A 22,274-nucleotide genomic window follows, 5' to 3' on the forward strand; every position below is an offset into this window, starting at 1 on the left:
GTGGCCTTGGGGGAAGGACCGTGGATGAGTACCGTAATCGTGGAGCCGAGCCGTGCTGTCGCGGAGCAGGATTCGCCGGGCGAGACCGGGTGGCGGCCGATCACTCGAATTCTGTTTCGGTTCGGGGTGGTGTATTTCGGGCTGTTCGCGCTACTGACCCAGGTGATCCTGGAGCTGCCCGGGATGGCGGCGTGGTGGGGGCCGATCGGCTCTGGAGCGCCGCGGCCAGGCGTCGAATGGGTGGGGCGCACGGTTTTCGGAATCGAGGTCGTGCGGCGGAACTCCGGCAGCGGTGACACCGCCTACGACTGGGTGCTGCTGTTCTGCCTTCTCGTCACGGCGGTGCTCGCGACGCTCGTCTGGAGCGTCCTGGACCGCGGGCGCTCCGAATATCGCACGGCGGCAGCGTGGTTCATGGTCTTCCTGCGCGTGTGCCTGGCCGGGACGATGCTGAGCTACGGCATCGTCAAGGCGTTCCAGCTCCAGATGCCGCCGCCGTCACTGACTCGGCTGCTCCAGCCGTTCGGAGATCTCACGCCCATGGGCGTGCTGTGGAGCCAGGTGGGTGTGTCGCCGGTCTACGAATCCATCCTCGGATTCGTGGAAATCCTCTGCGGCGTACTGCTTCTGACTCCGCGCACGGCGGTGCCCGGTGCCCTGCTGACCGTGGTCGGGTCCACCCAGATCTGGATCCTGAACATGACCTACGACGTCCCGGTCAAGATCCTGTCGTTCCACGTTCTGCTGATGGCCCTGGTCCTGGTCGCGCCGGAGGCGCGGCGCATCACGGCGGTGCTGCTCGGCAACGCCGCCGGCCCCTCGACCGCGCCGCTGCCGTGCCGAACTCCGCGCGGGCGTCGCGTCGTCGCGGGCCTGCAGATCGCGCTGCTGCTGTGGTTGCTGATCTCGGGCACCGCGAAAGGGCTGGTGTCCGCCCAGCAGCGGCAGTCCGAGCCGTCGCTGTACGGGATCTGGGATGTGACCGAGTTCGTCCGGGACGGCGTGCCGGTGCCGGCGGTACTGGGTGACGAAACGCGCTGGCGGCGTTTGGTGTTCGATCAGCTCGACACCGTGGATATTCAGGCGATGGATGATCGCTTCACCCCGGTCCGGGCGGACATGAACCAGGGCACCGCCCAGCTCACCTTCCGATCCTTGGACGATGCGGTCCCTGCCCCGTGGGCGGTTTTCACCGTGTCCCGTCCGACCCCGGATCAGCTGCACCTCACCGGCGAGGCGAACGGCAGGCCGCTCACCGTGGAAATGGTTCGGTACGACCCGGACCGGTTCACGCTGCGCCGAGACGGGTTCCACTGGGTCAACGAGTACCCCAACAACGACTGCGTTTCCGGTCGCCCGGCTTGTCCGTCGCGATAGTGCGCGGTTGCCGTCCATTGAAACTTACGAATTAAAAACGGACGTATCTGATACGTTAGAAACATGGAAGGTGTGCCGGACCCACGAACCAACCCGGACGATGCCCCGAATCGGGCGCACAGTCCCCGGCGGTGGTTGCGGCGCGCGGTCGTGGCGCTCGCCTGCGTAATCGCGCTGATGGTCGGCGCGGGCGGTTGGGTGATCCACGCGAACGACTTCGCCGTCCAGCGGCACGAGCTGACCATTCCCGGATCCACGCAACCCCTGCACGCGACCCTGGCCCTGCCCGAACACGGTGACGGCCCCTTCGGCCTGGTCGTCTTCGTGCACGGCGACGGCCCCGCCGACGCCACCCGCGACTCGTTCTACGAACCGATCTGGGAGTCGTTCGCCGAGGCCGGCTACGCGTCCGTGTCCTGGAACAAGCCCGGCGTAGACGGCGCCCCCGGAAACTGGCTCGACCAGACGATGCACGACCGCGCCGGCGAGACCGAAGCGGTGATCGCCTGGGCGCGTGAGCGCGCCGACATAGACCCCCGTCGCATCGGCCTGTGGGGGATCAGCCAGGCCGGCTGGGTGCTGCCCGAGGTGGCCGCGAACGATCCTGCCCTGCAGTTCCTGATTCTCGTTGGCGGGGCGGTGAATTGGCTACGCCAGGGCGAGTACAACTTGCGGGCTGAGCTCCGCCACCACGATGCCCCCGAGTCGGACTTGGCCGAGGCCCTGGACCGCCGCACCACCGTCCTGCGGCTCTTACGCGAGAACGCCACCTACGAGCAATACCTTGCCGCCCAACCGGATTCGCCCCCGATGTCGGCGGCCCGCTGGAATTTCGTCCGCTTGAACTATCTGTCCGACGCGACCGGCTTCCTGCCCCGGATCAAGTCCCCAATCCTGGTCGTCCTGGGCGACGAGGATCTGAACGTCGACGTGACCGAGACGGAAAGCACCTACCGCGCCCACCTCGCACCGGAACAACTGACGGTCCACCGATTCCCGAACGCCTCCCACAGCCTGGTGAAGGCATCCTTCGAGAACGATCAGGACTGGCGCGCTGTCGCGACGGCCTTGTTCGCCCCTCGTTCGCTCTACGCGCCCGGCTACCTCACTGTGCTCCGCGACTACGCGGCGTCTCGGCCTGTTCGCTGAAAGGCGTGTTGTCGGGTCCGTCGGCAGTGCCCGTCGGACGCGGGAAGAACACGGCGGTGTCTACGACTTCGGCATGAATGCCCATGCGCGCCAATACTTCTACAGTAAGCCGAGTCTGTCCCGCCACCGGGACAACCATCGCCCGGGAATCGAAATCCTGGCAGGAGTTCCGGGTATCGCAACCGTTCTCCCACAGCCTCGCGATGATCATGCGCAGGGCGTGGTCGACGCAGGACTCGCGACCGGCGGCGCGGACGTGGATCTGGCGGTGGCGCACCGCCACCAGACCGCCGTTGGTCCGTTCGCATTCCGCGCACAGCGGATACGGGCCCAGGACCACCTTTCCGGACAGCTCCAGCTGATCGAGGAAGTAGTCTCGGTTGCCGATCGCCGAGTCGAGCTGTTGCGCAGCGGATTCCGGCTGCTCGTCTTCCAGGCGCCGGTACAGCCGAACGGCCTCGTCGGTGGCGCGCAGCGCGTCCCCGAGCTCGCCCGCGTGGAACGAGTAGAGCCCGAGCTGTTGCAACGCGCCGGCCAGCAGGGGTTCGTATCTCGGTCGGTGCGGTGCGAGGCGGCGCAGTATGTGGACGAGTTCCGCGCCGAGGGGAAGCGCCTGCTCGGGTTCCTCGATCTCGTCCAAGGCCCGGGCGGCGGTATCCAGCGCCATCAGCAGGGCCGGCCCGAACCGGCGTGGGTCGCGGGGGAGTCCGGCCCGGCACAGTGCGATCGCCTCCAGCGCGTCCGCCGCCGCTTCCCGGCTGCGACCCAGATCCTCGAGGATGTCCGACCGGACACTCAGGGACCTGGCGAGCCGGGCATCGCGCCGCGATCGCCGGACGGCCGACCCGCCGCGATAGAGCCGGATCGCCTCCTCGACGGCGGCCAGCGCCCGCTCGAGCTGACCTTCGTCGGACAGCGCCCGCGCCAGGAAGTGCAGCGCCTCGGCGAGACTGGGTTCGATCCCGGGTACCACCGCGTGCACACGCCGCAGCAGCGTGACGGTGTCCGCCAGCGTTTCGGGATTCCGTTTGCCCTGCTCGAGGATCCCGAGCAGTGATCTGCGCGCCATACCCACCCCGTGTGATTCGTCGCGCGCCGGACAGGGCCGGATTCCGGAACCAAGGTCCGCCACGACCGGTTACACCCGCACCGGCCCGCCGAGCATCCCATAGTTCGTCCGTCCGTGCCCCGGTCAGCGGCCGCTTCGCGCACGAGCGACAGTCTTCGGCGCCGGGCATCGCTCGAGGCAGCGGAAACTGACGATTTGCGCCGCATCGCGGAAACCACGGTGAGGCGGGCCGGATCAGGCCGTAGCGTTGGCCCGGATCCTCCTCGCTGGAACCCGGCACGGACAAAGGCATTCGATCATGACAGCGCAGCTGCTCAAGGGACAGAACATCGCTCTGCAGGCCACCGATCTCGTGGTCTCCGTTCACTCCAGCGCCGCGGTGGATCTGTCCGCGCTACTGGTCACCGCGGCCGGGCGAGTCCGGTCCGACGACGACTTCGTGTTCTACAACCAGCCGCACGCGCCGGGGGTAGACCTGTCCGCGGGCGCGTTGCGGATCTCCCCGGCGCGGGTGCCCGCCGGAATCGACCAGATCCGCGCCGTCATCACCCTCGACGATCCGCGCGCCAGCTTCGGGCAGTTTCCGCCGCCGGTCGCCACCGTCGCCGACCACACCGGAAAAGTGCTGTGCCAGTACCGCATCGACCAGCTCGGGCCGGAGTCGGTGGTCATCGCGCTCGAGGTCTACCGGCGCAACGCCGAGTGGAAGGTCCGCGCCGTCGGCCAGGGCTACGCCGGCGGGTTCGCGGACCTGGTCACCGACCACGGCATCACCGTCGACGATGCGCCCGTCACGCCGCAGGACGATCCCTCGGGGGTGCGCACCGTCGCGGGCGAAGCCACCCTCTCGCTGGAGAAACGACAGACCCTCGACCTGCGCAAGCGGGAAGTCGCCAAAGTGCTGCTCACCAAGGGCGCGGGCGGGGTTCGGGCGCGGGTGATCCTGGTGATCGACAAGACCGGCAGCATGCACAGCCTGTACCGCAAGAAGGTGGTGCACCGGGTGGTGGAGCGGATGATCCCCGTGGCCATCCAGCTAGACGACGATGGCAACCTCGAAACCTATTTGTACGGTGACAGTTTCGCGAAGCTCCCCGATGTCACCGTCGCCACCGCCGACGCCTGGAGCGCGACCTACCTGCACCTGTCCGGGCGGCACGGCGGCATCGACTACGACCGTCAGATCGGCGGCGTCAATGACGAGATACCCGTCATGACCGACATTCTGGGGTCCCTGCGCCCCGGCGCCGACCCCGCGCTCGTGCTGTTCTTCACCGATGGCGGCTTCCACAACCGCGCCCAGATCACCGCCCTGATGCGCCAGGCCTCCAACCTGCCGGCGTTCTGGCAGTTCATCGGGTTGGGCCGCAACGACTTCGGGATCCTGCGCAAGCTCGACACCCTCGACGGTCGCGTGGTCGACAACGCGGGCTTCTTCGCGGTTCCCGACATCGACGCGATGAGTGATGCCGAGCTGTACCAGCTTCAGCGAGTTCCCCGATTGGCTGACGGCGGCGCGCCGGGCGGGTGTGCTGCGCTGAACCGGTCGAGGACTCGAACGCGGTTCGTGGTCCGGAGCGCGCCCGTAATCTGTTTCATGGCAGTGGAATTCGGCTGAAGTTCTTCGGAAGGTGAACGGCGATGCGCGATTGGCACGATATCTTCACGAACGACCACGTGATGTCCAAGTCGTTCGCCACCGCGGCGGTCTCCGATGCCCGGGGCGATGTCGTCACCGGTCTGTTCGAAGTCGAGTCGCGGATCGTCGCCCAAGACGGCAGTCCGCTCGCGCCCGGTGACGCCGACACCCCTCGGGTCAACAACGTCATCGACGACACGATCGGGTTCGGCTACACCGAAACCGGGTTCGAGACGAAAGGCGAACTGAAGGAGTACCTCAAGGGCTACTTCCAGCGGGTCCTGCGCCACCTGAAGGACAACGGAGCTTCCCCGGACCAGCTGCAACGCTTCGAGACCGACGCGATGGGGATCCTGAAACACCTGAACTCGATGTTCCCGGACCTGCAGTTCTTCCTCTTCCGGTCGATGAACAGTGAGGCGGGCATGGCCTTCGCCTACTACCGCGGCGAGAGCCACGACCCGACGTTCATGTACATCACCCACGGTTTGGCGAAATCGACCGACTGACTGCGAAAGGTCAGTCGCCCCACGGGTTGGTGTCGAGGACCGTGTTCCAGGTGAAGGGCACCAGCTTGGGGTGGCTCAGGCGCAGGATCTCACCGGGCAGGCTGCCGGGCGGGGCCTTGTGGGGATCGGCGACCACCTGGCGCTCGATCGCGGCGGAGAGGGCGCGGATGCCGCCGAGGCGGGGGTAGGTCGCGTGGACGTGGGCCGCGAAGCCGGGCGGTAGGTCGCCGGGGTCGCCGCCCAGGTCGTAGCCGATGCCGGTGACGGACAGCCAGATCTCGGCGGGGCGGCGGCGCTGGTAGACGGGGGAGTCGCTCAGGCCGGTGGTGTGTGCGGCTATGGCATCCCAGATGATGTCGACGCGGTTGTCGGTGATGCCGCGCTCCTCCAGGTAGCGGGCGGCGTAGTCGGCGCTGTCGACCTCGAAACGCTGTGGGCCGTTGGCGATATCGGACAGGGCGATGTCGTGGAGGGCGCAGATGAGGAACATGTTTTCCTCGTCGTAGTCCGCGCCGGGGCGCAGGCCGCGGGAGGTCGCGAGGGCGCGGGCGAACAGGAACCCGCGCACGCTGTGGTTGCGGATGGGCGGTTCGAGCGCGGTGGTGATCAGGTCGAGGGTGTCGGTGGTGAGGGGTGTGGGTGGGAGTGTCAGTGATTCGTGGTGTTCGGAAGGTGCTGTGGCTCGGCTGTTTTCGGTGGTCGGCTGAGGGTGTGGCACGACGGGTCCTCTCCGCGTTGTCGGGGTCGCGCCGCGAAGTGGAGATCGTTCCGTGGCGCGTCTCCAGTCTCGAATCGCCGGAACTCGTTGCCCAGTGGCCGGATAGCCAGATGCCGAACAATTCTGGCCAGTCGCGGGGTTGTCGTCGCTAACCCGCGATGCGCGTCGGGTGCGGATCCGCGCGGTGCTGAAAGTTGTTGCGGTAGGCCTGGGGTGTGGTCTGCGTCAACCGCGCGAAGTGGTATCGCAGCGTGGTCGCGGTTCCGAATCCCGCTTCCGTAGCAATGTGTTCGATGGACAGCCGTGTGGTTTCCAGTAGCCGCTGTGCGTGATGCACTCGTCTGCGCAGCAGCCATTGCAGCGGCGTCGTTCCGATCTCCAAGCGGAAGCGGCGATTCAGGCTGCGTACGCTGATGGCCGCTTGCGCGGCAACCTCTTCCAGCGTCAGCGAGCGCGATAGGTTCGCCTCCATCCACTCCAGCACGGGGCGGAGCGAGGTGTCGGTGCGCACGGGCTCTGCGTGGTTGATGAACTGCGCCTGCCCGCCATCTCGGCGCGGCGGCATCACGATTCGGCGCGCGGTGTCCGCCGCGATCGCCGCGCCGAGGTCCTGGCGCACGATGTGCAGGCACAGGTCCAGCCCGGCGACGATACCGGCGGAGGTCAGCACCTTTCCGTTGTCGATGTACAGCACCGAAGCATCGACTTCGACGCGTGGATACTGCCGCGCCAGCTCGTCGGCGTACTCCCAGTGCGTGGTGACCCGCAGCCCGTCCAAGAGTCCCGTCGCGGCGAGCGTGAAAGCGCCGACGCACACCGAGGCGAGCCGGGCCCCGCGCTCGCCGGCGCGTTTGAGCGCGTCGACGATCTCCCGGTCCGGCTCGGTGAGGAAACCCGCTGTGCCCGGCACGATGACGAGGTCGGCCACCGCGAGGCTCTCGATGCTCCACCGGCTGCGCAGTCCCACCACCCCGTCGCCCGAAGCGATGTCCGCACTACCGCTTTTGGTCACGATCCGGATGTCGTAGTGGTCGCGTTCGACCGTGGCGTTCGCCGCCCCGAACACGACGTCCGCGATCATCACCTCGAAACCGAGCGCGTCGTCGGGAGCCATAACCGCCACAATCGCCATGGCGTGAATCTAATGGTGCACAGGCACATTAGGTCATATGCCTACTGCACGAAGGGATTTAAACTATAGCTTCGAGCTATGAAGAGGTGCGAAGGCTCATGGCAGACGAATCAGAGTATCTGGCCAATGTCCGCAGCTATGTCACGCTGATGTCGGAGGGGAAGTCGCCGTCGAACGAGACGGTGATCCTGTCCGCCAGAGGGGTTCGCTGGCGCGGGGGAGACCCGGTTCGGCTCACGCGGCAACTGGATGGTTATGCCGACGAGATCGGCCAGTCCCAGGCGATGATCCAGCTTCGCGGTGCGATCGTCGCCGACTGGAACGCGGAGGAGGAAGACGAGCGCCGGAGCCGCTCCGCGCCTGCGACATCCGGCGGGGGTGACGGGCCGGGCATGGCGTTGTGGGTCGGCAGCATTGTTGTCGCGGTGGTTGTGCTCACCCTGTTGCTGTCACAGTGCTCGTAGTGGGGCGACGGGTGGGCCCGGCCGGATTCACGATCGGGCCCACCCGGGGCTCTCAATTCCCCAGCGTCAGGGCGAGTCCCTCCACCGGCCCCGACAGGGAGGCTTTGACCTGTCTGGTGAAGTCGTCGACGAGAACCTCGGACGCGCCCTGCGCCACGCCGTCGGCGACCTGGGCCGCGACGACTGCCGGCGCGAGCTTCTCCGCCGGGATCGACCTGACCATATCGGTGTCGGCGAACCCGAGGTGGACGCCGACGACCTGCGTTCCCTGCCCGGCCAATTCGATGCGCAGCGAGTTCGTGACGGACCACAGCGCCGCCTTGGACGCGCCGTACGCCGCGGCGCCCGAACTCCACGACAGCACCGAGTGGATGTTCACCAGGGCGCCGCCTCCGTTCGCCGCCAGGATCGGAGCGAACGCCTGGGCGACCCGCAGCGGGCCGAAGACGTTCGTGGCGAAGGTTTCCTCAACCCCCGCCAAGTCGGCCCGCAGCAGCGGGGCGGGCCGCAGCACCCCCGCGTTGTTGACGACGATGGTGACGTCGCTCGCCCGCTCCGCCACGGCGGCAACGGAATTCGGGTCGGTGACCTCCAGTTCCAGCGGCACGATGCGCTGGTCGTCGCTCTCCTGCGGTTTCCGGGCGGTGACGTACACCTTGGCCGCACCCCGCTCCAGGAACTCCCGGGCGAACGCCTTCCCCAGCCCCCGCTGTCCGCCCGTGACCAGAACGGTCGCTCCCTCGAGTGTGGTCATGTTTTACCTTCTTCGCGTCCAGGCTCGAACTCTAACTATAGAGAACTATAGTCATGGTCGGCCTGATCGAAAAGCGGTGGCCCGACCGTCCTGCCTACTCGGCCACTTCGAGGGCGAGTTCGCGCAGCAGTAGCAGGCTCTGGGCGTGCAGGGACGCGGCGTCGTCGTCGCCGTCCGTCTCGGTGACGGACATCAGCAACAACTCGTTGAGATACAACTGCCCGCGGATGAGGTGGATGCGCCCCGTCTCATCGAGGTCCGCGATCCGCCGGCCGATGTATTCGGCCTGCTGGTCCCGTGATCCGTCGATCTCGGAGATCCACATGGTCAGCAGCTCGATGGCGGCGCGAACGACCTCGTTGACGTCGGGCTGATCCTGCGGGGCCACGCGGTAATGGTAGCTAAAGATTTGCTATCAATAGGTGTGGGCGCGCTGATGGATTGCGGAACATGATTCGCTCATCGAACTCCTAGCCGTTCTCGGCTGCGGTGATCCTCGGCAACTCGTGGAGATCGCGGATCCTCCAATCGGCAAGCTCACCGACCTCCGGCGCATTGCGTTGAATCCAGCCCCACGGCCCGCGCTGAACGAATGCGGTCCGCATGCCCGCCGCCTTCGCCGGGGTGAGGTCGTTATCCAGGCGGTCGCCGACGTAGACGATCTCGTGAGCGTCGCCGGGAGCGACCTCGACAACCTTCTCGAAGAACTCGACATTGGGCTTCTCGATGCCCCAATCATCCGACGTTGCAATAAAGTCCGTCGGCAGGCTCAGACCTCGCAGGATCTTGCCGCTCCGTAGCGTCTGATTGCCGACGATGCCCACCCAGACCCCTTGCTCGCGCAGCGCCGACAGCGCGGGCCGTACATCGGGGTACAGATCCTCCTCGCCGTAGGTCTCGGGCCTGCCCGCTGCAGCGCGCGCCTCGCGCTCCTCGGCGAGATCGAAGCCGGGCTTGAAGACTTGGAAGGCCTCGCGGTAGTCGAGTCCCTGCGCGATGGTGGCGCCGAAAACGCTGGCGAACGTGTGCCGGGGTACGCCGAGCCAGTCGGCCCAGGTCCCATATTCTCGGGTCTCATCGACCAGGGTTTCGCCGACGTCGAACACCACACTGCGAATCACGGCGTCACGGTATCTCGAGAGCTGTGCGACAAAGTCGGTTGGCAGCGCCCGTCGTTCTCACCTTCCAGCGGGCAGAGAACGTTCGCGGCGAGAAAATGTCGCTGGCTTAATCGTTTTCGGACCGCCGGGTCGCATGTGGATCTCACGCATGGTCGACGGTTGTTGCGCGCCAAAGCTACACAGCAGACCGTCGGCTGTAGCTACAGGTGGCAAGCCCTATTCGAGGGTTCGTGCGTCGATGTGCTGCTGGCTAGTACGGGCTATCAAGGGTGGTCGGGGTGTTTGCGACTTCCAGTGTCGCGGCCGGGTATGCCGGTCCGGCGGTGTAGAAGCGGGCCCGCGTCTTGCCGACCGGCTCGAGTACCCGAAGCGTCACGAGGTCGCGGAGATCGCGTTGGGCCTGTTGCAGGCTCAGGCCTTCGGACTGTTCGTAGCGGGAGCGCCGGACCCTGCCGGACATCGCGACGTCATGGAGTGCGCTCACGACCCGTTCGTCGAGATGTATGCCTGCGACGTAGTCCTCGAGGGTTGCCCATACCGCACCGGACCGGACCCACCGGGCGTGCACGGTTTGGGCCTGTTGGTGGTAGGCGGTCAGATTGAACCGGATCCATTCGGAGACATCCTGATCCGGTCGGTAGGTGCTGCCGCGGCGGCCGAGGACCTGGTAGTACTCCCACGTGTTACCGGGCCTGCCGAGCCAGGCTTCGATGGACGAGAACTCGGGTGCGAGAACGCCTTCCCTGGCGATCATCAGGGTTTGGAGTGATCGGGACATGCGGCCGTTGCCGTCGGCCCAGGGGTGGATCGACACGAGGTGCAGGTGCGCCATCGCCGCGCGTACGAGTGGATGCGTGCCGTCCTCGGTGTTCAGCCAATCGACCAACTCTCCGGTCAGCTCCGGCAGTGAATCGGCGTCGGGGCCGGTGTAGGCGGCGATGCTCGGGTCGCGGGGGTCGGTCACGTAGACCGGACCCGAACGCCACTGCCCGGCCGGACGGCGATGAGTGTTTCGGTGCCCCTGCAACATCCAGTGCAAGGCGTTGAGAAAGCCTTTGCTGTACGCGAAGTCGTCCACATCGTGCAGGCTCTGGATGTAGGTCATCATTCGCTCGTAGGCGAGGGTCTCGGCCTTGTTCTCCTCGGAGACGTCGACGTCCCGCTCGCCGGCCATCAGGTCTTCCACGTCGACGGTCGAGACTCTGAACCCTTCGATGGAGTTCGACGCGGCTACGGAGTCTGCGGTCAGGAACTTGCGGAGGCCGCCCGCCCATTTGCCGGGCTTGGATTGCACTTCGTGCCGAAGCTGATCGCGCATTCGGTCCACGTCAGCGAGGACGCGGATATCGTCGCTGGTCAGTGCCGGAGTGGGAAACAGCATGACACAACAATAGGGTGACGCAGTCATTGCATCAAGTAGGTCGACAGCGTGCCGGGGCGGCTATCCGGAATGGTATCGAGGTCGAAAGCGGTGGGGCCGGGTGTGTGCTCGAAAGAGGAGCCGGACGAAGGGTCGAAAACTCCGGCAGGACTGCAGGATTCGTGCTCGAACGGACGTGGAAATTGCGACGATTCGCTTCTGGTGAGGGTGACGAATCATTGCGGTGTCCAGCTGAATGTCAAAGCTCATAAGCTACAGCTGAAGATACAGTGGCGAAAAGAGAAACCCTCCTATCAGCGTTTCCGCTGATAGGAGGGTTGATACCCTGTCGGGCTGACAGGATTTGAACCTGCGACCACTTGACCCCCAGTCAAGTGCGCTACCAAGCTGCGCCACAGCCCGTTGCACTCCGCTGCGCTTTGTGCTTGATGAGAGTACATCAGGACCCCCCTCAAACTCCAAATCGGCTGGTTGTGGGCGTGTTCGTCATTCCGGGGAGGGGGTGGGCGGTTGGTACAAAACGGGGTGGGCGGGCGGATTGTGGCGCGGGGCCGGCGGTCGGCGGGGAGGGGAGCTGTGGGGGGTGACGGGGATTGAAATGTGTTGCGTGGTGCGGGGATCTGGGGAAACTATGCTGTGGTTCGGCTGGAGATGGGAAATCTGGCTCCGAAGCACGGACCTGGGAGCGGGGGTAGACCCTAGTTCTTGGGGAACATTGGCAGGTGGGTGCCAGTTTCTTGGTGTGGGGACGCCGCAGACAACCCGCACTCACATTCCAAGCTGTGCAACCTATTACTGTGCGGTAGCATTCTGGGAACCCATACGGGGTCAACGAGATTCGGGATGTGGAGGGTGGGTTATGGCCTCTGCTCGGGGTGGTACCGAGTTGTATCCGCCGCCGTGGTTGCCGGCGCCTATGCGGTGGCACGGGACCCGGATCGGGTGGGGGGAGTCGTGGCGGCTGGCTTTCGGGATGGGGAAGCGGTGGCGGGACCGGACGCTCGTGCACTACCTGGCGGCGGAGTTGCCGGGGGCGGACGACGTCATGGTCGCTCGGCTGCCCTTTTTGAAGTACGTCATCGTGCGGAGTCCGGAGCTGGCGCGGCGGGTGTTGGTGTCCAACCAGGACAACTACGCCAAGAGTGCGGAGTACGACATGATGGCGGTGACGTTCGGGCAGGGGCTGGTCACCGACATGGACGAGCGGCGGTATCTGCGGAACCAGCGGCTCGTGCGGCCCATCTTCTCGCGCAGCGCCATCGACGCGTTCGCCGAGCCGATGACCGCGGCGGTGCTGGACACCGCGGACCGTATCGATGCCGTGGCGCGGCAGGGGAGTGCCATCGACATCGGGTCCGAGATGAACCGGCTCATGCTGGATATCGTGGCGCGCACCATGTTCGGGACCGACCTGTCCGGGCCGATCCACAAGATCAACCTCAGTAATCTGCTGAAGTTCTACGGGGTCGGGTTCGCCTCGGGGCTGAGCCGGCCGCTGCGCAAGCTGTCGACGTGGGTCGTCAAGCACACCGAGAAGGATCCGGACAAGCGCATCGGATCGCGACTGCCCATCCGGGCCATGCGCGCGCTGACCTGGGTGTCCGCCCCGCATCTCATGATCGAACTGCGCGGGATCGAGGCGGCGGTCGACTCGCTCATCGCCGATCACCGCGCGGGGCGGATCGCGGGGAAGGACAACCTGATCGGCCTGCTCATGGCCGCCACCGACGCCGAGACCGGGCACCGGTACAGCGACACCGAGATCCGCGACGAGCTCATGACCTTCATCGGCGCGGGGATGGAGACCAGCGCGACGGCGCTGACCTGGGTGTGGGACCTGCTCGCGGAAAACCCCTGGGCGCGCGAACGGCTGCACGAGGAACTCGACAGCGTCCTGGCCGGCCGGCTGCCCACCGCCGCCGACATCGACAAGCTGGTCTGGTGTAAGGCGATCTTCTCCGAGGCCATGCGCATCTACCCGCCGATCATCGGGCTCACCCGCGTCGCCAAGCAGGACGACGTCCTCGCCGGCTACCGGGTCACCGCGGGCACGACCGTCGTGGTGAGCCTGCACGGGGTGCACTACAACGGCCGCGTCTGGGCGGACGCCGAGAAGTTCGACCCGAACCGGTATCTGCCGGAGAACATGACCGCCGACCACCGGCACGCCTCACTCGCCTTCAGCGCGGGCAAGAGAGTCTGCATCGCACAGGGTTTCGCCACCATGGAAGCGGTGCTCACCATGGCCATCATCGCCCAGCGCTTCCGGCTCGACCTCGCGACGCCCGGACCGGTGCGCCGCCAGATGTCCTTCGTGGGCGCACCGGAACACGCGCTCATGATGCGGCCCACCGCCCGCGACACCGCGCCGGATCAGCGCGAGTAGCCGGGCGCGACAGCCCGAGCGTCACATCGTCCGCCGGGAGATGCCCGGCATCGGACGAACCACACCACCGCGGGACCGAAGGTTTCACCATGCCGAAAACACTGCAGGACATAGAGATTCGACCGGCCGTCCGGAGCGACATTCCCGCGCTGACCGCCGCCCTGGACCGGGCCTTCGGCACCGATGATCCCTTCGGGGAGTACATGTTTCCCGACCCGGCGAAGCGGGCGCGGGCACAGCCCCGGCTGACCCGGGCCATGATCCGGCACCAGTACCTGCCCCTGGGCGGCGCGCACGTGGCCACCCTCGACGGCGTCGTGGCCGGCGGCATGCTGTGGAAGCCGCCGGGCTACCGGTTCGGCCCGCTGCGCTACCTCGCCTCGATTCCGGAATTCACCTGGGCCATGGGTGCGGGCGGGCCGCGCGTGCTCGCGGTGGATTCCGCCATCGCCAACATCGCCCCGGGGCTGCCGCACTGTTTCGGGGTCACCCTGGGCGTGGACCCGCACCGGCAGCACTCCGGGGTCGGCGCGGCGCTGCTGGGATTCGCCATCACCGAGATCGAGAAGGCGGCCGTGCCCGCGCTGTGCCTGTGCAAGGACGGGAACGTCGGCTACTACGAGCTGTTCGGCGCGCAGCGGCTGGGCAAGATCCGGCTCGGGCGCTCGGGGCCGATGATCAACGTCATGATGTGGCTGCCGTCGAGTCTGCGCGATGGGTGAATCACCTTGTACGGGCACCAATTCCAACTCCCGGGAGCAATCCGGGCGAGAACATCGAGCTACACACTGTGAGGAGCGGGCTTCCTTGTCGGACATCGCGATCGTCGGCATCGGGTGCAGGTACGCGGGCGGCATCGACTCGCCGGAATCGTTCTGGGACTTCGTCGTCGGCAAACGAGACGCCATCACCGAGATCCCGGCCGACCGCTGGGACGCCCGGCGCTTCTACGACCCGGATCGGCGCGCCCCGGGCCGCATGCACACCACCCGAGCGGCCTTCCTGACCGGCGACCCCTGGGCCTTCGACCCGGACTTCTTCGGCATCTCACCGCGCGAGGCCACCGCCATGGACCCGCAGCAGCGGCTGATCCTCGAGGTCGCCTGGGAGGCCCTGGACGACGCCGGGGCCGCCGGGCGTAGCGCGGGCGCCCCGGTCGGGGTCTATGTCGGCGCGTTCACCCTCGATCAGCTCGCGGTCGGATTCACCGGCGAGGCGGTGGCGCACATCGACATGCACTCCTCGGCGGGCACCTCGTACACCATGCTCTCCAACCGAATCTCCTACGCGCTCAACCTCGGCGGGCCCAGTATCACCGTCGACACCGCCTGCTCGTCCTCGCTGGTGGCCCTGCACCTGGCCTGCCGCGCGCTGGAGAACGGCGACTGCGAGACCGCGCTCGCGGGCGGGGTGAACCTCATGCTGCAGCCGGGCACCTTCATCTCCATGTGCAAGGGCGGCTTCCTCGCCGAGGACGGGCGCAGCAAGTCCTTCGGCGCGTCCGCCGACGGCTACGGGCGCGGCGAGGGCGCGGGCATGGTCGTGCTCAAGCGGCTCGCCGACGCCGAACGCGACGGCGACCGGGTGTACGCGGTGGTCAAAGCCACCGGCTCGAACCAGGACGGGCGCACCACCGCCATCACCGTGCCCAACGCCGACGCCCAGGAGGCCCTGGCACGCGCCGTCTGCCGCCGCGCGGGCGTCGCACCCCATCGGATCGACTACGTCGAGGCGCACGGCACCGGGACGCCGGTGGGAGATCCGCTGGAGCTCAGGGCGATCGGGCGGGCGTACGGGGTGGTCGAGGGCCGCACCGCGGCGCTGGGCGTCGGATCGCTGAAGGCCACGCTCGGGCACACCGAGGCCGCCGCGGGCATCGCGAGCGTCATCAAATCGGCGCTGGCGGTCTTCCACCGCACCCTGCCGCCGCAGGGCTGGCTCGATTCCGAACCCAATCCCGATCTCGCACTGGACGAGCTGCGGCTGGCCATCCAATCCGAGGCGCGGGTGCTGGACGCGGACGCGGGCCCGATGACGGTGGCCGTCAACGGCTTCGGCTACGGCGGCACCAACGCGCACGCGATTCTGCAGGGGCACCTCGCGACCGGCGACGGCGGCCGGGCGGTCCCGCATCACGGGGTGCTGCCGCTGTCCGCGCGCGGTGAACGCGCCGTGCGCGAGCTGGCCGGGGCCTATGCCGATCTCATCGAATCCGGTGCGGCGGTGCGCGATATCGCCGCGGCCGCCTGGACGCGCCGCAACCACCACCCGTATCGGCGTGGCGTCCCGTTCGACTCGGACGCCGAACTGCTCAACGAACTGCGGAGTTTCGCGACGGGCGCGGGTCGTGACGCCACCCGCGTCGTCGCCGCCGGCGCACCCGTCTTCGTCTTCACCGGCATGGGCCCGCAGTGGTTCGGCATGGGCCGTGACCTGCTCGCCACCCATGAGCTGTTCGCCGCCGCCGCGCGGCGGATCGATGACGCGTTCATCGCCGTGGCGGGCTGGTCCATCCTGGACGAGCTGGCCAGGCCCGAGGCGCGATCGCGGGTGACCAGCACCGAGGTCGCACAGCCGGCGAACTTCCTCGTGCAGGTGGCGCTCTTCGAAACCCTTGCCGCCCTGGGCATCACGCCGGCCGCCGTGGTCGGGCACAGCGTGGGGGAGGTGTCGGCCGCCTATGTCACCGGCGTGCTGACCCTGCCCGAAGCCGTGACCGTGGCCTACCACCGCGCGCGACTGCAGGCCCGCACGGCGGGCACCGGCGGCATGCTCGCCGTCGGACTCTCCGCCGACGAGGCGGCCGCACTGCTGGACGGCGATACCGCCGTCGACATCGCGGCGGTGAACAGCCCCACCGCCTGCACGCTGTCCGGCGACCGCGACCGCCTCGACGCGATCGCCGAATACCTCACCGAGCAAGGGGGTTTCGCGAAGCGGCTGCGCGTCGAGGTCCCGTACCACAGCGTTCTCATGGAACCCGTCCTGGACGAACTGCGCACCGCCCTGGCGGACCTGACGCCGCGGCCGCCGACGATTCCGCTGTACTCCACCGTCACCGGCGCGCGCGTCACCGACGGCGACTGGGACGCGGACTACTGGTGCGCGAACGTCCGCGAGCCCGTGCGCTTCGCCGACGCCACCCGCGCGCTCGTCGGCGCCGGGCACCGGGTCTTCGTGGAGGTGGGCCCGCATCCCGTGCTGGGCGCGAACATTCGCGAGATCCTGATCGCGGCGGGGGAGAAGGGCGCGACGGTCCCCACCCTGCAGCGCACGCAGCCCGACCCGGTGAGCCTGCGGCAGCTCGTCGCCGGACTGTACGCCGCGGGCGCGCTCGACATCGACGCGCTCGTCGGCGCCACACCGGCCGCGCACCTGCCGTTGCCGCGCTACCCGTGGCAGCGCACCCGCCTGCGCGCGGACCTGCCGCTCGGCGCGCAGCACCGCCACGGCACGGCCGACATACCGACCATGCTGGGGGATCCGGACCTGCTGGTCGAGCGGCGCTGGACCCTGGACATCGCCGCCGGGGTGCTGCCCTGGCTGGACGATCACGTCGTGGACGGCGTCCGCATCCTGCCCGGCGCGGCCTACCTCGACGCGGCCCTGAGCGCGGCCGCCCTCGAATTCGACCGGGGCGCACCGGCGATCGAACAGGTGCGTTTCATCGCGCCGCTGGTCATCGGGGCCGGTGACGTGCCGGTCATGGAACTGACCGTGGAGCAGGCCACCCGCCGCTTCACCATCCGCTCCCGCACCGCGACCGGCACGACCTGGACCGTGCACGCCACCGGCCGGCTGGTAGAGGGCGCGTTCGATCCCGGCAAAGCCGATGTGCCGCACACCGATTCCATGACCGCGATCGACCCGGCCACGCTGTACGCGGACCTGTCCGCCACCGGCGTCGAGCACGGGCCGTCCTTCCGGCTCGTCCGCCGCGCCTGGGCGGCCGGGGACACCGTCGTCGCCCATATCGACGGCGGAATCGGCGCGGGCTCCGGGCATCTCGCGCATCCCTGCGTCCTGGACGCTGCCTGGCAGGTCGTCTCGCTCGGCGATACCGGCGGCCCGGCCCACGACGGCGCGGTCATCCCCGTCGGCGCGGACATCGTGCGGCACTACGCCCCGATCCCGGCCGAGGTCGTGGTCGTGGCCCGGCTCACCGGCCCACTGCACGCCGATGTCCTGGTCCTGGACGCGGACCACACCCCGGTGCTGGAGATCACCGGTGCGCGTTTCCAGGCCGTCCCGTTCGGCGGCGGCCTGCTGCGGCGGCTGGAAGGGCTCTACTACGAGGAACGCTGGACCCTGCGCGATCCCCTGGACCGGTCGGCGATGGCGCCGGCGGAGAACGCCCGCACGATCCTGGCGCCGCTGGGCGCGGTGACCACGGGCCGGATCGAACAGATCATCCGATCGGTTCCGGGCAGCTTCGTCATCGACACCGCCGCGGCCGACGCCGAGCACACCCTGCTCGACGCCCTGCACGAGGCGTACGGCACCCCGGGCGTGGCCCGGATCCACGTGTGCTTCGTGTCCGGGGACGCCGCGGCCACGGACGCGCTCTGGCTGCTGAGCCGGCTGGCCCTGGTCGTGGAAGCGTTCTCCGACAGCGTGCACCCCGAACCGCTGCCGCTCACCGGCGACGGCTCGATCCACGCGACGCTCGTCACCCAGCGCGCCTTCGCCCACCCCGAGGATCCGGCCGAACCCGATCCCGATCACGCCGGGCTGGCGGGCGCGCGCCGGGTGCTACTCAACGAACAGCCTGCACTGGGGTGGCGGCTCATCGACATCGAGCCCGACACCACCGAGGGCGAACTCGCCGCCGAACTCGCTGTCCCCGGCGCTTTTTCGGGCGACTACCGCGAGGAGGTGTTCCTGCGCAACGGCCTGCGCTGGTCCACCGTGGTCACGCGGGCGCTGCCCGACCGCCTCGCGGCCCTGGATCAGCCCGAGCCGCTGACCGACCCGGAAGCCAATTTCGCCCTCGACATCCCGAAATCGCGGCTGCTGTCCCAGCTCGGCTGGCGCGCCGCCCCGCGCCGGGCGCCCGGACCGGGGGAGATCGAGGTGCGGATGGAGGCTATTGGCCTCGGCTTCAAGGATCCGCTCAAGATCCTCGGCGTGCTGGGCGAGAACGAGCTCGCGGCAACGGCTTTCGGGACATCGCCCGGAATGGAGGGCGCGGGCACCGTGGTGCGCGTCGGCCCCGGGGAACAGCGATTCCGGGTCGGGGACCGGGTGGGCCTCGCCTCGCCCGGCATGATGGAGCGCTACCACGTCACCACCGCCGAACTCGTCGGCACCACGGCCGCCAGCATCCGGCCCGAACTGTGCACCTCGACCGTCTCCATGGTCACCGCCGAATACGCCCTGCTGGACCTGGCGCGGGTGCGCCCGGGCGAGACCGTGCTGGTGCACGGCGCGGCGGGCGGTGTCGGCAGCCTGGCCGTGCAGGTGGCGAAACTGCACGGCGCCACGGTGATCGGCACCGCGAGCACCGACGAGCGCCGCGCCTACGTGCTGGCACAGGGCGCGGACGAGGTCCTGGATTCGCGGTCGCTCAATTTCGTCGACGACGTGCTCGCGCTGACCGGTGGCCGCGGCGCGGACATCGTGCTCAGCACCGCGCCCGGGGAGATCGTGCACCAGAACTTCCGGGCCGTAGCGGAATTCGGCCGCATCGTGGAGATCGGCAAGGCCGACATCTACGCGGGCGGCGTGCTCGACATGCGCAACTTCGACAAGAACGTCGCCTACTACTCCTTCGACCTGGACCGCATGCTGAAGCTGCGGCGCGCGGAGGTCATGGGCCGGGTCGCGGCCGTGAACGAGAAGATGGGAACCGGGGAGTACCGGCCGCTGCCCTACGAGTCGTTCGCCACCGGCCAGGTGGCGGGCGCGTTCGAGGAGGCGCTGCGCTCCACCCGAATCGGCCGTATCGCACTGCATCTGGGCACCGAGCACCCGCCGGTGCGGCCGGCGTACGCGGACGTGCCGATCACCGCGGCCGGGCGCTACCTCGTCACCGGTGGCTTCGGCGCCTTCGGCCTGGCCACCGGCCGATGGCTGATCGGCCGGGGCGCACGGCATCTCGTGCTCGTCGGCCGCAGCGGCGCGAGCACCGAGATGGCCCGGGAACAGCTGGCGGCGTGGGCCTCCGAGGGCATCGAGGTCACTCGGGAACGGGCCGACATCACCGATCCCGCGGCCATGGCGGCGCTGGTGCGGCGCGCCCACACCCCGGAACTGCCGTTGCGCGGCGTCTTCCACGCCGCGGGCATCCTGGACGACCAGCGCATCGGCACCATGGACCGCGCCAGCCTCGACGCGGTGTTCCGGCCGAAACTCGATGGGGCACGGGCGATCCACGACGCGGTGACCGCCGCCGGGGCACAGCTGGACGTGTTCGTGCTCTTCTCCTCCGGCAGCGCCATCATGGGCGGCATCGGCCAGTACTCCTACACCGCGGCCAATCTCGCGCTGCAGGCCTTCACCGAACTGCTGGCCCGGCGCGGGCAACGGGTGCTGTGCATCGGCTGGGGCGCGATGTCCGGCGGCGGCATGGTCGAGGCCGACGAGACCGTGCAGCGGTATCTGCGCATCACCGGGTTCGACACCATCGACATGGACGAGGGCACCGAATACCTCGGCGAGGCACTGCGATTGGGCGTGCGTCAGGCCGCGATCATCCCGGTGGAGTGGGGCAAGGTCGTGCTGGCGGCCCCGCAGGCGGCGTATACCGCGCGCGTGGCCGACCTGATCGCGGCCGCCGCGCAGGACGATTCGGCCGCGGCCGGGCTGCGTCGGCAGATCGGGGCGCTCGACGACGCGCAGCGCGCGTCGGTCGTGGGCTATGTGCTGGCCGAACAGCTCGCCGAGGTCATGGGCGTCGCCGCGGACTCGATCGACCTGGATGTGCCACTGCCCGAACTCGGGCTCGATTCGCTCATGGCGGTGGAATTCGGCGCGCTGGTGACCAAGACCCTGGGCGTCGAGATGAACAGTATGCAGCTGGGCCGCTCGTTCAGCCTGGCCCAGGCGGGGGCGCGGATCGCGGACATCATCGTCGGCGCGGACGGCACGGCACGGGAGGCGCGCGTATGACCACCGACGACCGCGACATCGCCCGGCGACTGCTCGCGGGCAATCGCGGGGACGCGGGACCCGCACGGCCACCGGTGAATCCGCCCCGGGCCCAGGTGCGAACCCGGCGCGGGCCGGGCCGGCAGTTCGCCGATCATCCCGAGGTCGTCGCCGCACTGCGCAAGCAGGCCGCCATTCAGGAACTGGTCGACGTGACGGGGCTGCCGCACCCGCTGTTCCTGTCCCCGGACGGGCCCAACGGCGCGGTGATCCATTCCGGCGGCAGGGAACTGGTCAACTTCAGCTCCTACAACTATCTCGAGCTGGCCCAGCATCCCCGGGTCGTCGCCGCCGCCAACGCCGCGGCCGAGCGCTACGGCACCTCGGCCTCGGCGACCCGCATCGTCACCGGGGAGATCCCGCTCTACGCCCAGCTCGAGGACTTCCTGGCCGAGGTCTACGGGGTCGGCGGGGCGCTGGTCACCTCCAGCGGCTTCCTGACCAACGCCGCGGTCATCGGGTTCCTGCTCGGGGAAGGCGATGTGGCGGTGTGCGATTCGCTGGCACACGCCAGCCTGGTCGCGGGCACGCGGTGGGCCGGATGCCGCCGGGTCACCTTCCGGCACAACGATCCCGAGGCCCTGCGGGCGCTGCTGCGGTCCTCGCGGCATCGGTTCGACCGGGCACTGGTGATCATCGAGGGGCACTACAGCATGGACGGCGATCTGGGCAGGATCGCCGAAATAGCCGAGGTGGCACGCCATTACGACTGCGCGGTCCTGGTGGACGAGGCACACGCGCTCGGGGTGCTCGGCCCGAACGGACTGGGCAGCCCCGAACACTTCGGCATCGCGGGCGATCTCGTCGACATCTGGGCGGGCAGCCTGTCCAAGGCCATGGGCAGCACCGGCGGATTCATCGCCGGTGACGCCGATCTGGTGCGCGCGATCAAGTACGCGGCGCCGGGGATGGCGCTGTACACCGCCGGGCCCTCACCCTCGAACGTGGCCGCCGTCCTGGCCGGGTTCGACGTCATGGCCGCCGAACCCGATCGCCTCGAGCGGCTGTGGACCAACGCCCGCGTGTTCAGCACCGCGCTGCGCGAGCGCGGCATGAACCTCGCCGATTCCCAGGCCACCCCCATCGTGCCGGTCATCGTGCCCGGCGAGGTGCGGGCGGGCTACGCCGCCACCGCCATGCTGCAGCGCGGATTCAACGCCGGGGCGATCCTGTCCCCGGTGGTGCCGGCGGGCACCGAGCGGCTGCGGTTCTTCCTCACCGGCGAGCACACCGAACGTCAACTCCTGGACACCGCCGACAACCTGCTCGAGGTACTGGGCATCGTCGAGCACATTCCGGACTGGTCCATCGATTCCGGGCTGCCGGTGCCGCCCGGGAATCCGGGTGAACGGTCGTGAAACAGATCCTGTGAATCGCCGCAACCAGGTCGAATCGACCACCGGACGGGTGGATCGGGAGCAGACTC

Annotated in this window: 16 protein-coding genes and 1 tRNA gene; 9 read left to right on the plus strand and 8 right to left on the minus strand. The window is 68.4% G+C overall.

Annotated features, from left to right (window positions below; genetic code table 11):
- The first annotated feature begins 24 nt into the window (after positions 1 to 24).
- Positions 25 to 1,377, plus strand: coding sequence for a DoxX family protein (locus tag ACWIGI_RS00930; RefSeq protein ID WP_454200259.1), 1,353 nt, complete (start codon positions 25 to 27; stop codon positions 1,375 to 1,377).
- Between the two features lie 177 nt (positions 1,378 to 1,554).
- Positions 1,555 to 2,526, plus strand: coding sequence for an alpha/beta hydrolase family protein (locus ACWIGI_RS00935; RefSeq protein WP_454200588.1), 972 nt, complete (start codon positions 1,555 to 1,557; stop codon positions 2,524 to 2,526).
- Here ACWIGI_RS00935 and ACWIGI_RS00940 read toward each other — a convergent pair.
- Complete coding sequence (locus ACWIGI_RS00940; protein ID WP_454200260.1) at positions 2,483 to 3,595, minus strand: tetratricopeptide repeat protein; 1,113 nt, start codon at positions 3,593 to 3,595, stop codon at positions 2,483 to 2,485. The two genes, ACWIGI_RS00935 and ACWIGI_RS00940, sit on opposite strands and share 44 nt — an antisense overlap.
- A 298-nt stretch (positions 3,596 to 3,893) precedes the next feature.
- Between ACWIGI_RS00940 and ACWIGI_RS00945 the strand changes: the two genes are divergently transcribed.
- Together ACWIGI_RS00945 and ACWIGI_RS00950 are read left to right on the plus strand one after the other, a co-directional pair.
- A complete protein-coding gene (locus ACWIGI_RS00945; RefSeq protein ID WP_454200261.1) occupies positions 3,894 to 5,213 on the plus strand; it encodes a vWA domain-containing protein in 1,320 nt (439 codons plus the stop codon).
- A gap of 23 nt (positions 5,214 to 5,236) precedes the next feature.
- A complete protein-coding gene (locus ACWIGI_RS00950) occupies positions 5,237 to 5,743 on the plus strand; it encodes a hypothetical protein (RefSeq protein WP_454200262.1) in 507 nt (168 codons plus the stop codon).
- Between the two features lie 10 nt (positions 5,744 to 5,753).
- Here the strand turns inward: ACWIGI_RS00950 and ACWIGI_RS00955 are convergent, their stop codons facing one another.
- Both ACWIGI_RS00955 and ACWIGI_RS00960 read right to left on the minus strand, forming a co-directional pair.
- On the minus strand, positions 5,754 to 6,461 hold the full coding sequence (locus ACWIGI_RS00955; protein WP_454200263.1) for an HD domain-containing protein: 708 nt from the start codon (positions 6,459 to 6,461) through the stop codon (positions 5,754 to 5,756).
- A gap of 148 nt (positions 6,462 to 6,609) precedes the next feature.
- The gene (locus ACWIGI_RS00960; RefSeq protein ID WP_454200264.1) at positions 6,610 to 7,593 is read right to left on the minus strand and encodes a GlxA family transcriptional regulator; all 984 of its coding nucleotides are present in this window, start codon (positions 7,591 to 7,593) and stop codon (positions 6,610 to 6,612) included.
- A 98-nt stretch (positions 7,594 to 7,691) separates the two neighbouring features.
- On the opposite strand from ACWIGI_RS00960, the gene ACWIGI_RS00965 reads away from it, so the two are divergent.
- A complete protein-coding gene (locus ACWIGI_RS00965) occupies positions 7,692 to 8,057 on the plus strand; it encodes a hypothetical protein (protein ID WP_454200265.1) in 366 nt (121 codons plus the stop codon).
- Between the two features lie 52 nt (positions 8,058 to 8,109).
- On the opposite strand, the gene ACWIGI_RS00970 is transcribed toward ACWIGI_RS00965, so the two are convergent.
- The 5 genes from ACWIGI_RS00970 to ACWIGI_RS00990 all read right to left on the minus strand — a co-directional run bounded on the left by ACWIGI_RS00970 (position 8,110) and on the right by ACWIGI_RS00990 (position 11,715).
- Positions 8,110 to 8,811 (minus strand): SDR family oxidoreductase, encoded by a 702-nt coding sequence (locus ACWIGI_RS00970; protein WP_454200266.1) that lies wholly within the window; start codon positions 8,809 to 8,811, stop codon positions 8,110 to 8,112.
- 94 nt (positions 8,812 to 8,905) lie between these two features.
- Positions 8,906 to 9,199 (minus strand): hypothetical protein, encoded by a 294-nt coding sequence (locus ACWIGI_RS00975; protein WP_454200267.1) that lies wholly within the window; start codon positions 9,197 to 9,199, stop codon positions 8,906 to 8,908.
- Between the two features lie 82 nt (positions 9,200 to 9,281).
- The gene (locus ACWIGI_RS00980; RefSeq protein ID WP_454200268.1) at positions 9,282 to 9,932 is read right to left on the minus strand and encodes an HAD family hydrolase; all 651 of its coding nucleotides are present in this window, start codon (positions 9,930 to 9,932) and stop codon (positions 9,282 to 9,284) included.
- A 250-nt stretch (positions 9,933 to 10,182) separates the two neighbouring features.
- Positions 10,183 to 11,340 (minus strand): Fic family protein, encoded by a 1,158-nt coding sequence (locus ACWIGI_RS00985; protein ID WP_454200269.1) that lies wholly within the window; start codon positions 11,338 to 11,340, stop codon positions 10,183 to 10,185.
- Between the two features lie 301 nt (positions 11,341 to 11,641).
- A tRNA-Pro gene (locus ACWIGI_RS00990) sits at positions 11,642 to 11,715 on the minus strand.
- Positions 11,716 to 12,286: 571 nt separating this feature from the next.
- Between ACWIGI_RS00990 and ACWIGI_RS00995 the strand changes: the two genes are divergently transcribed.
- The 4 genes from ACWIGI_RS00995 (at position 12,287) to ACWIGI_RS01010 (ending at position 22,206) form a co-directional block, all read left to right on the plus strand.
- Positions 12,287 to 13,699, plus strand: coding sequence for a cytochrome P450 (locus tag ACWIGI_RS00995; RefSeq protein WP_454200270.1), 1,413 nt, complete (start codon positions 12,287 to 12,289; stop codon positions 13,697 to 13,699).
- 89 nt (positions 13,700 to 13,788) lie between these two features.
- On the plus strand, positions 13,789 to 14,421 hold the full coding sequence (locus ACWIGI_RS01000; RefSeq protein WP_454200271.1) for a GNAT family N-acetyltransferase: 633 nt from the start codon (positions 13,789 to 13,791) through the stop codon (positions 14,419 to 14,421).
- Positions 14,422 to 14,506: 85 nt separating this feature from the next.
- On the plus strand, positions 14,507 to 20,809 hold the full coding sequence (locus ACWIGI_RS01005) for an SDR family NAD(P)-dependent oxidoreductase (protein WP_454200272.1): 6,303 nt from the start codon (positions 14,507 to 14,509) through the stop codon (positions 20,807 to 20,809).
- Positions 20,806 to 22,206, plus strand: coding sequence for an aminotransferase class I/II-fold pyridoxal phosphate-dependent enzyme (locus ACWIGI_RS01010; protein ID WP_454200273.1), 1,401 nt, complete (start codon positions 20,806 to 20,808; stop codon positions 22,204 to 22,206). Before ACWIGI_RS01005 ends, ACWIGI_RS01010 begins: the two co-directional genes overlap by 4 nt.
- The last annotated feature ends 68 nt before the right edge of the window (positions 22,207 to 22,274 follow it).

The sequence above is a fragment of the Nocardia sp. NPDC055321 genome, assembly GCF_053645575.1.

Coding starts and splice junctions, on each gene's coding strand:
- ACWIGI_RS01010 (WP_454200273.1), top strand. CDS start 20,806: ATGACCACCGACGACCGCGACATCGCCCGGCGACTGCTCGCGGGCAAT.
- ACWIGI_RS01000 (WP_454200271.1), top strand. CDS start 13,789: ATGCCGAAAACACTGCAGGACATAGAGATTCGACCGGCCGTCCGGAGC.
- ACWIGI_RS00940 (WP_454200260.1), bottom strand. CDS start 3,595: ATGGCGCGCAGATCACTGCTCGGGATCCTCGAGCAGGGCAAACGGAAT.
- ACWIGI_RS00960 (WP_454200264.1), bottom strand. CDS start 7,593: ATGGCGATTGTGGCGGTTATGGCTCCCGACGACGCGCTCGGTTTCGAG.
- ACWIGI_RS00985 (WP_454200269.1), bottom strand. CDS start 11,340: ATGACTGCGTCACCCTATTGTTGTGTCATGCTGTTTCCCACTCCGGCA.
- ACWIGI_RS00945 (WP_454200261.1), top strand. CDS start 3,894: ATGACAGCGCAGCTGCTCAAGGGACAGAACATCGCTCTGCAGGCCACC.
- ACWIGI_RS00950 (WP_454200262.1), top strand. CDS start 5,237: ATGCGCGATTGGCACGATATCTTCACGAACGACCACGTGATGTCCAAG.
- ACWIGI_RS00970 (WP_454200266.1), bottom strand. CDS start 8,811: ATGACCACACTCGAGGGAGCGACCGTTCTGGTCACGGGCGGACAGCGG.
- ACWIGI_RS00995 (WP_454200270.1), top strand. CDS start 12,287: ATGGGGAAGCGGTGGCGGGACCGGACGCTCGTGCACTACCTGGCGGCG.
- ACWIGI_RS00935 (WP_454200588.1), top strand. CDS start 1,555: ATGGTCGGCGCGGGCGGTTGGGTGATCCACGCGAACGACTTCGCCGTC.
- ACWIGI_RS00930 (WP_454200259.1), top strand. CDS start 25: ATGAGTACCGTAATCGTGGAGCCGAGCCGTGCTGTCGCGGAGCAGGAT.
- ACWIGI_RS00965 (WP_454200265.1), top strand. CDS start 7,692: ATGGCAGACGAATCAGAGTATCTGGCCAATGTCCGCAGCTATGTCACG.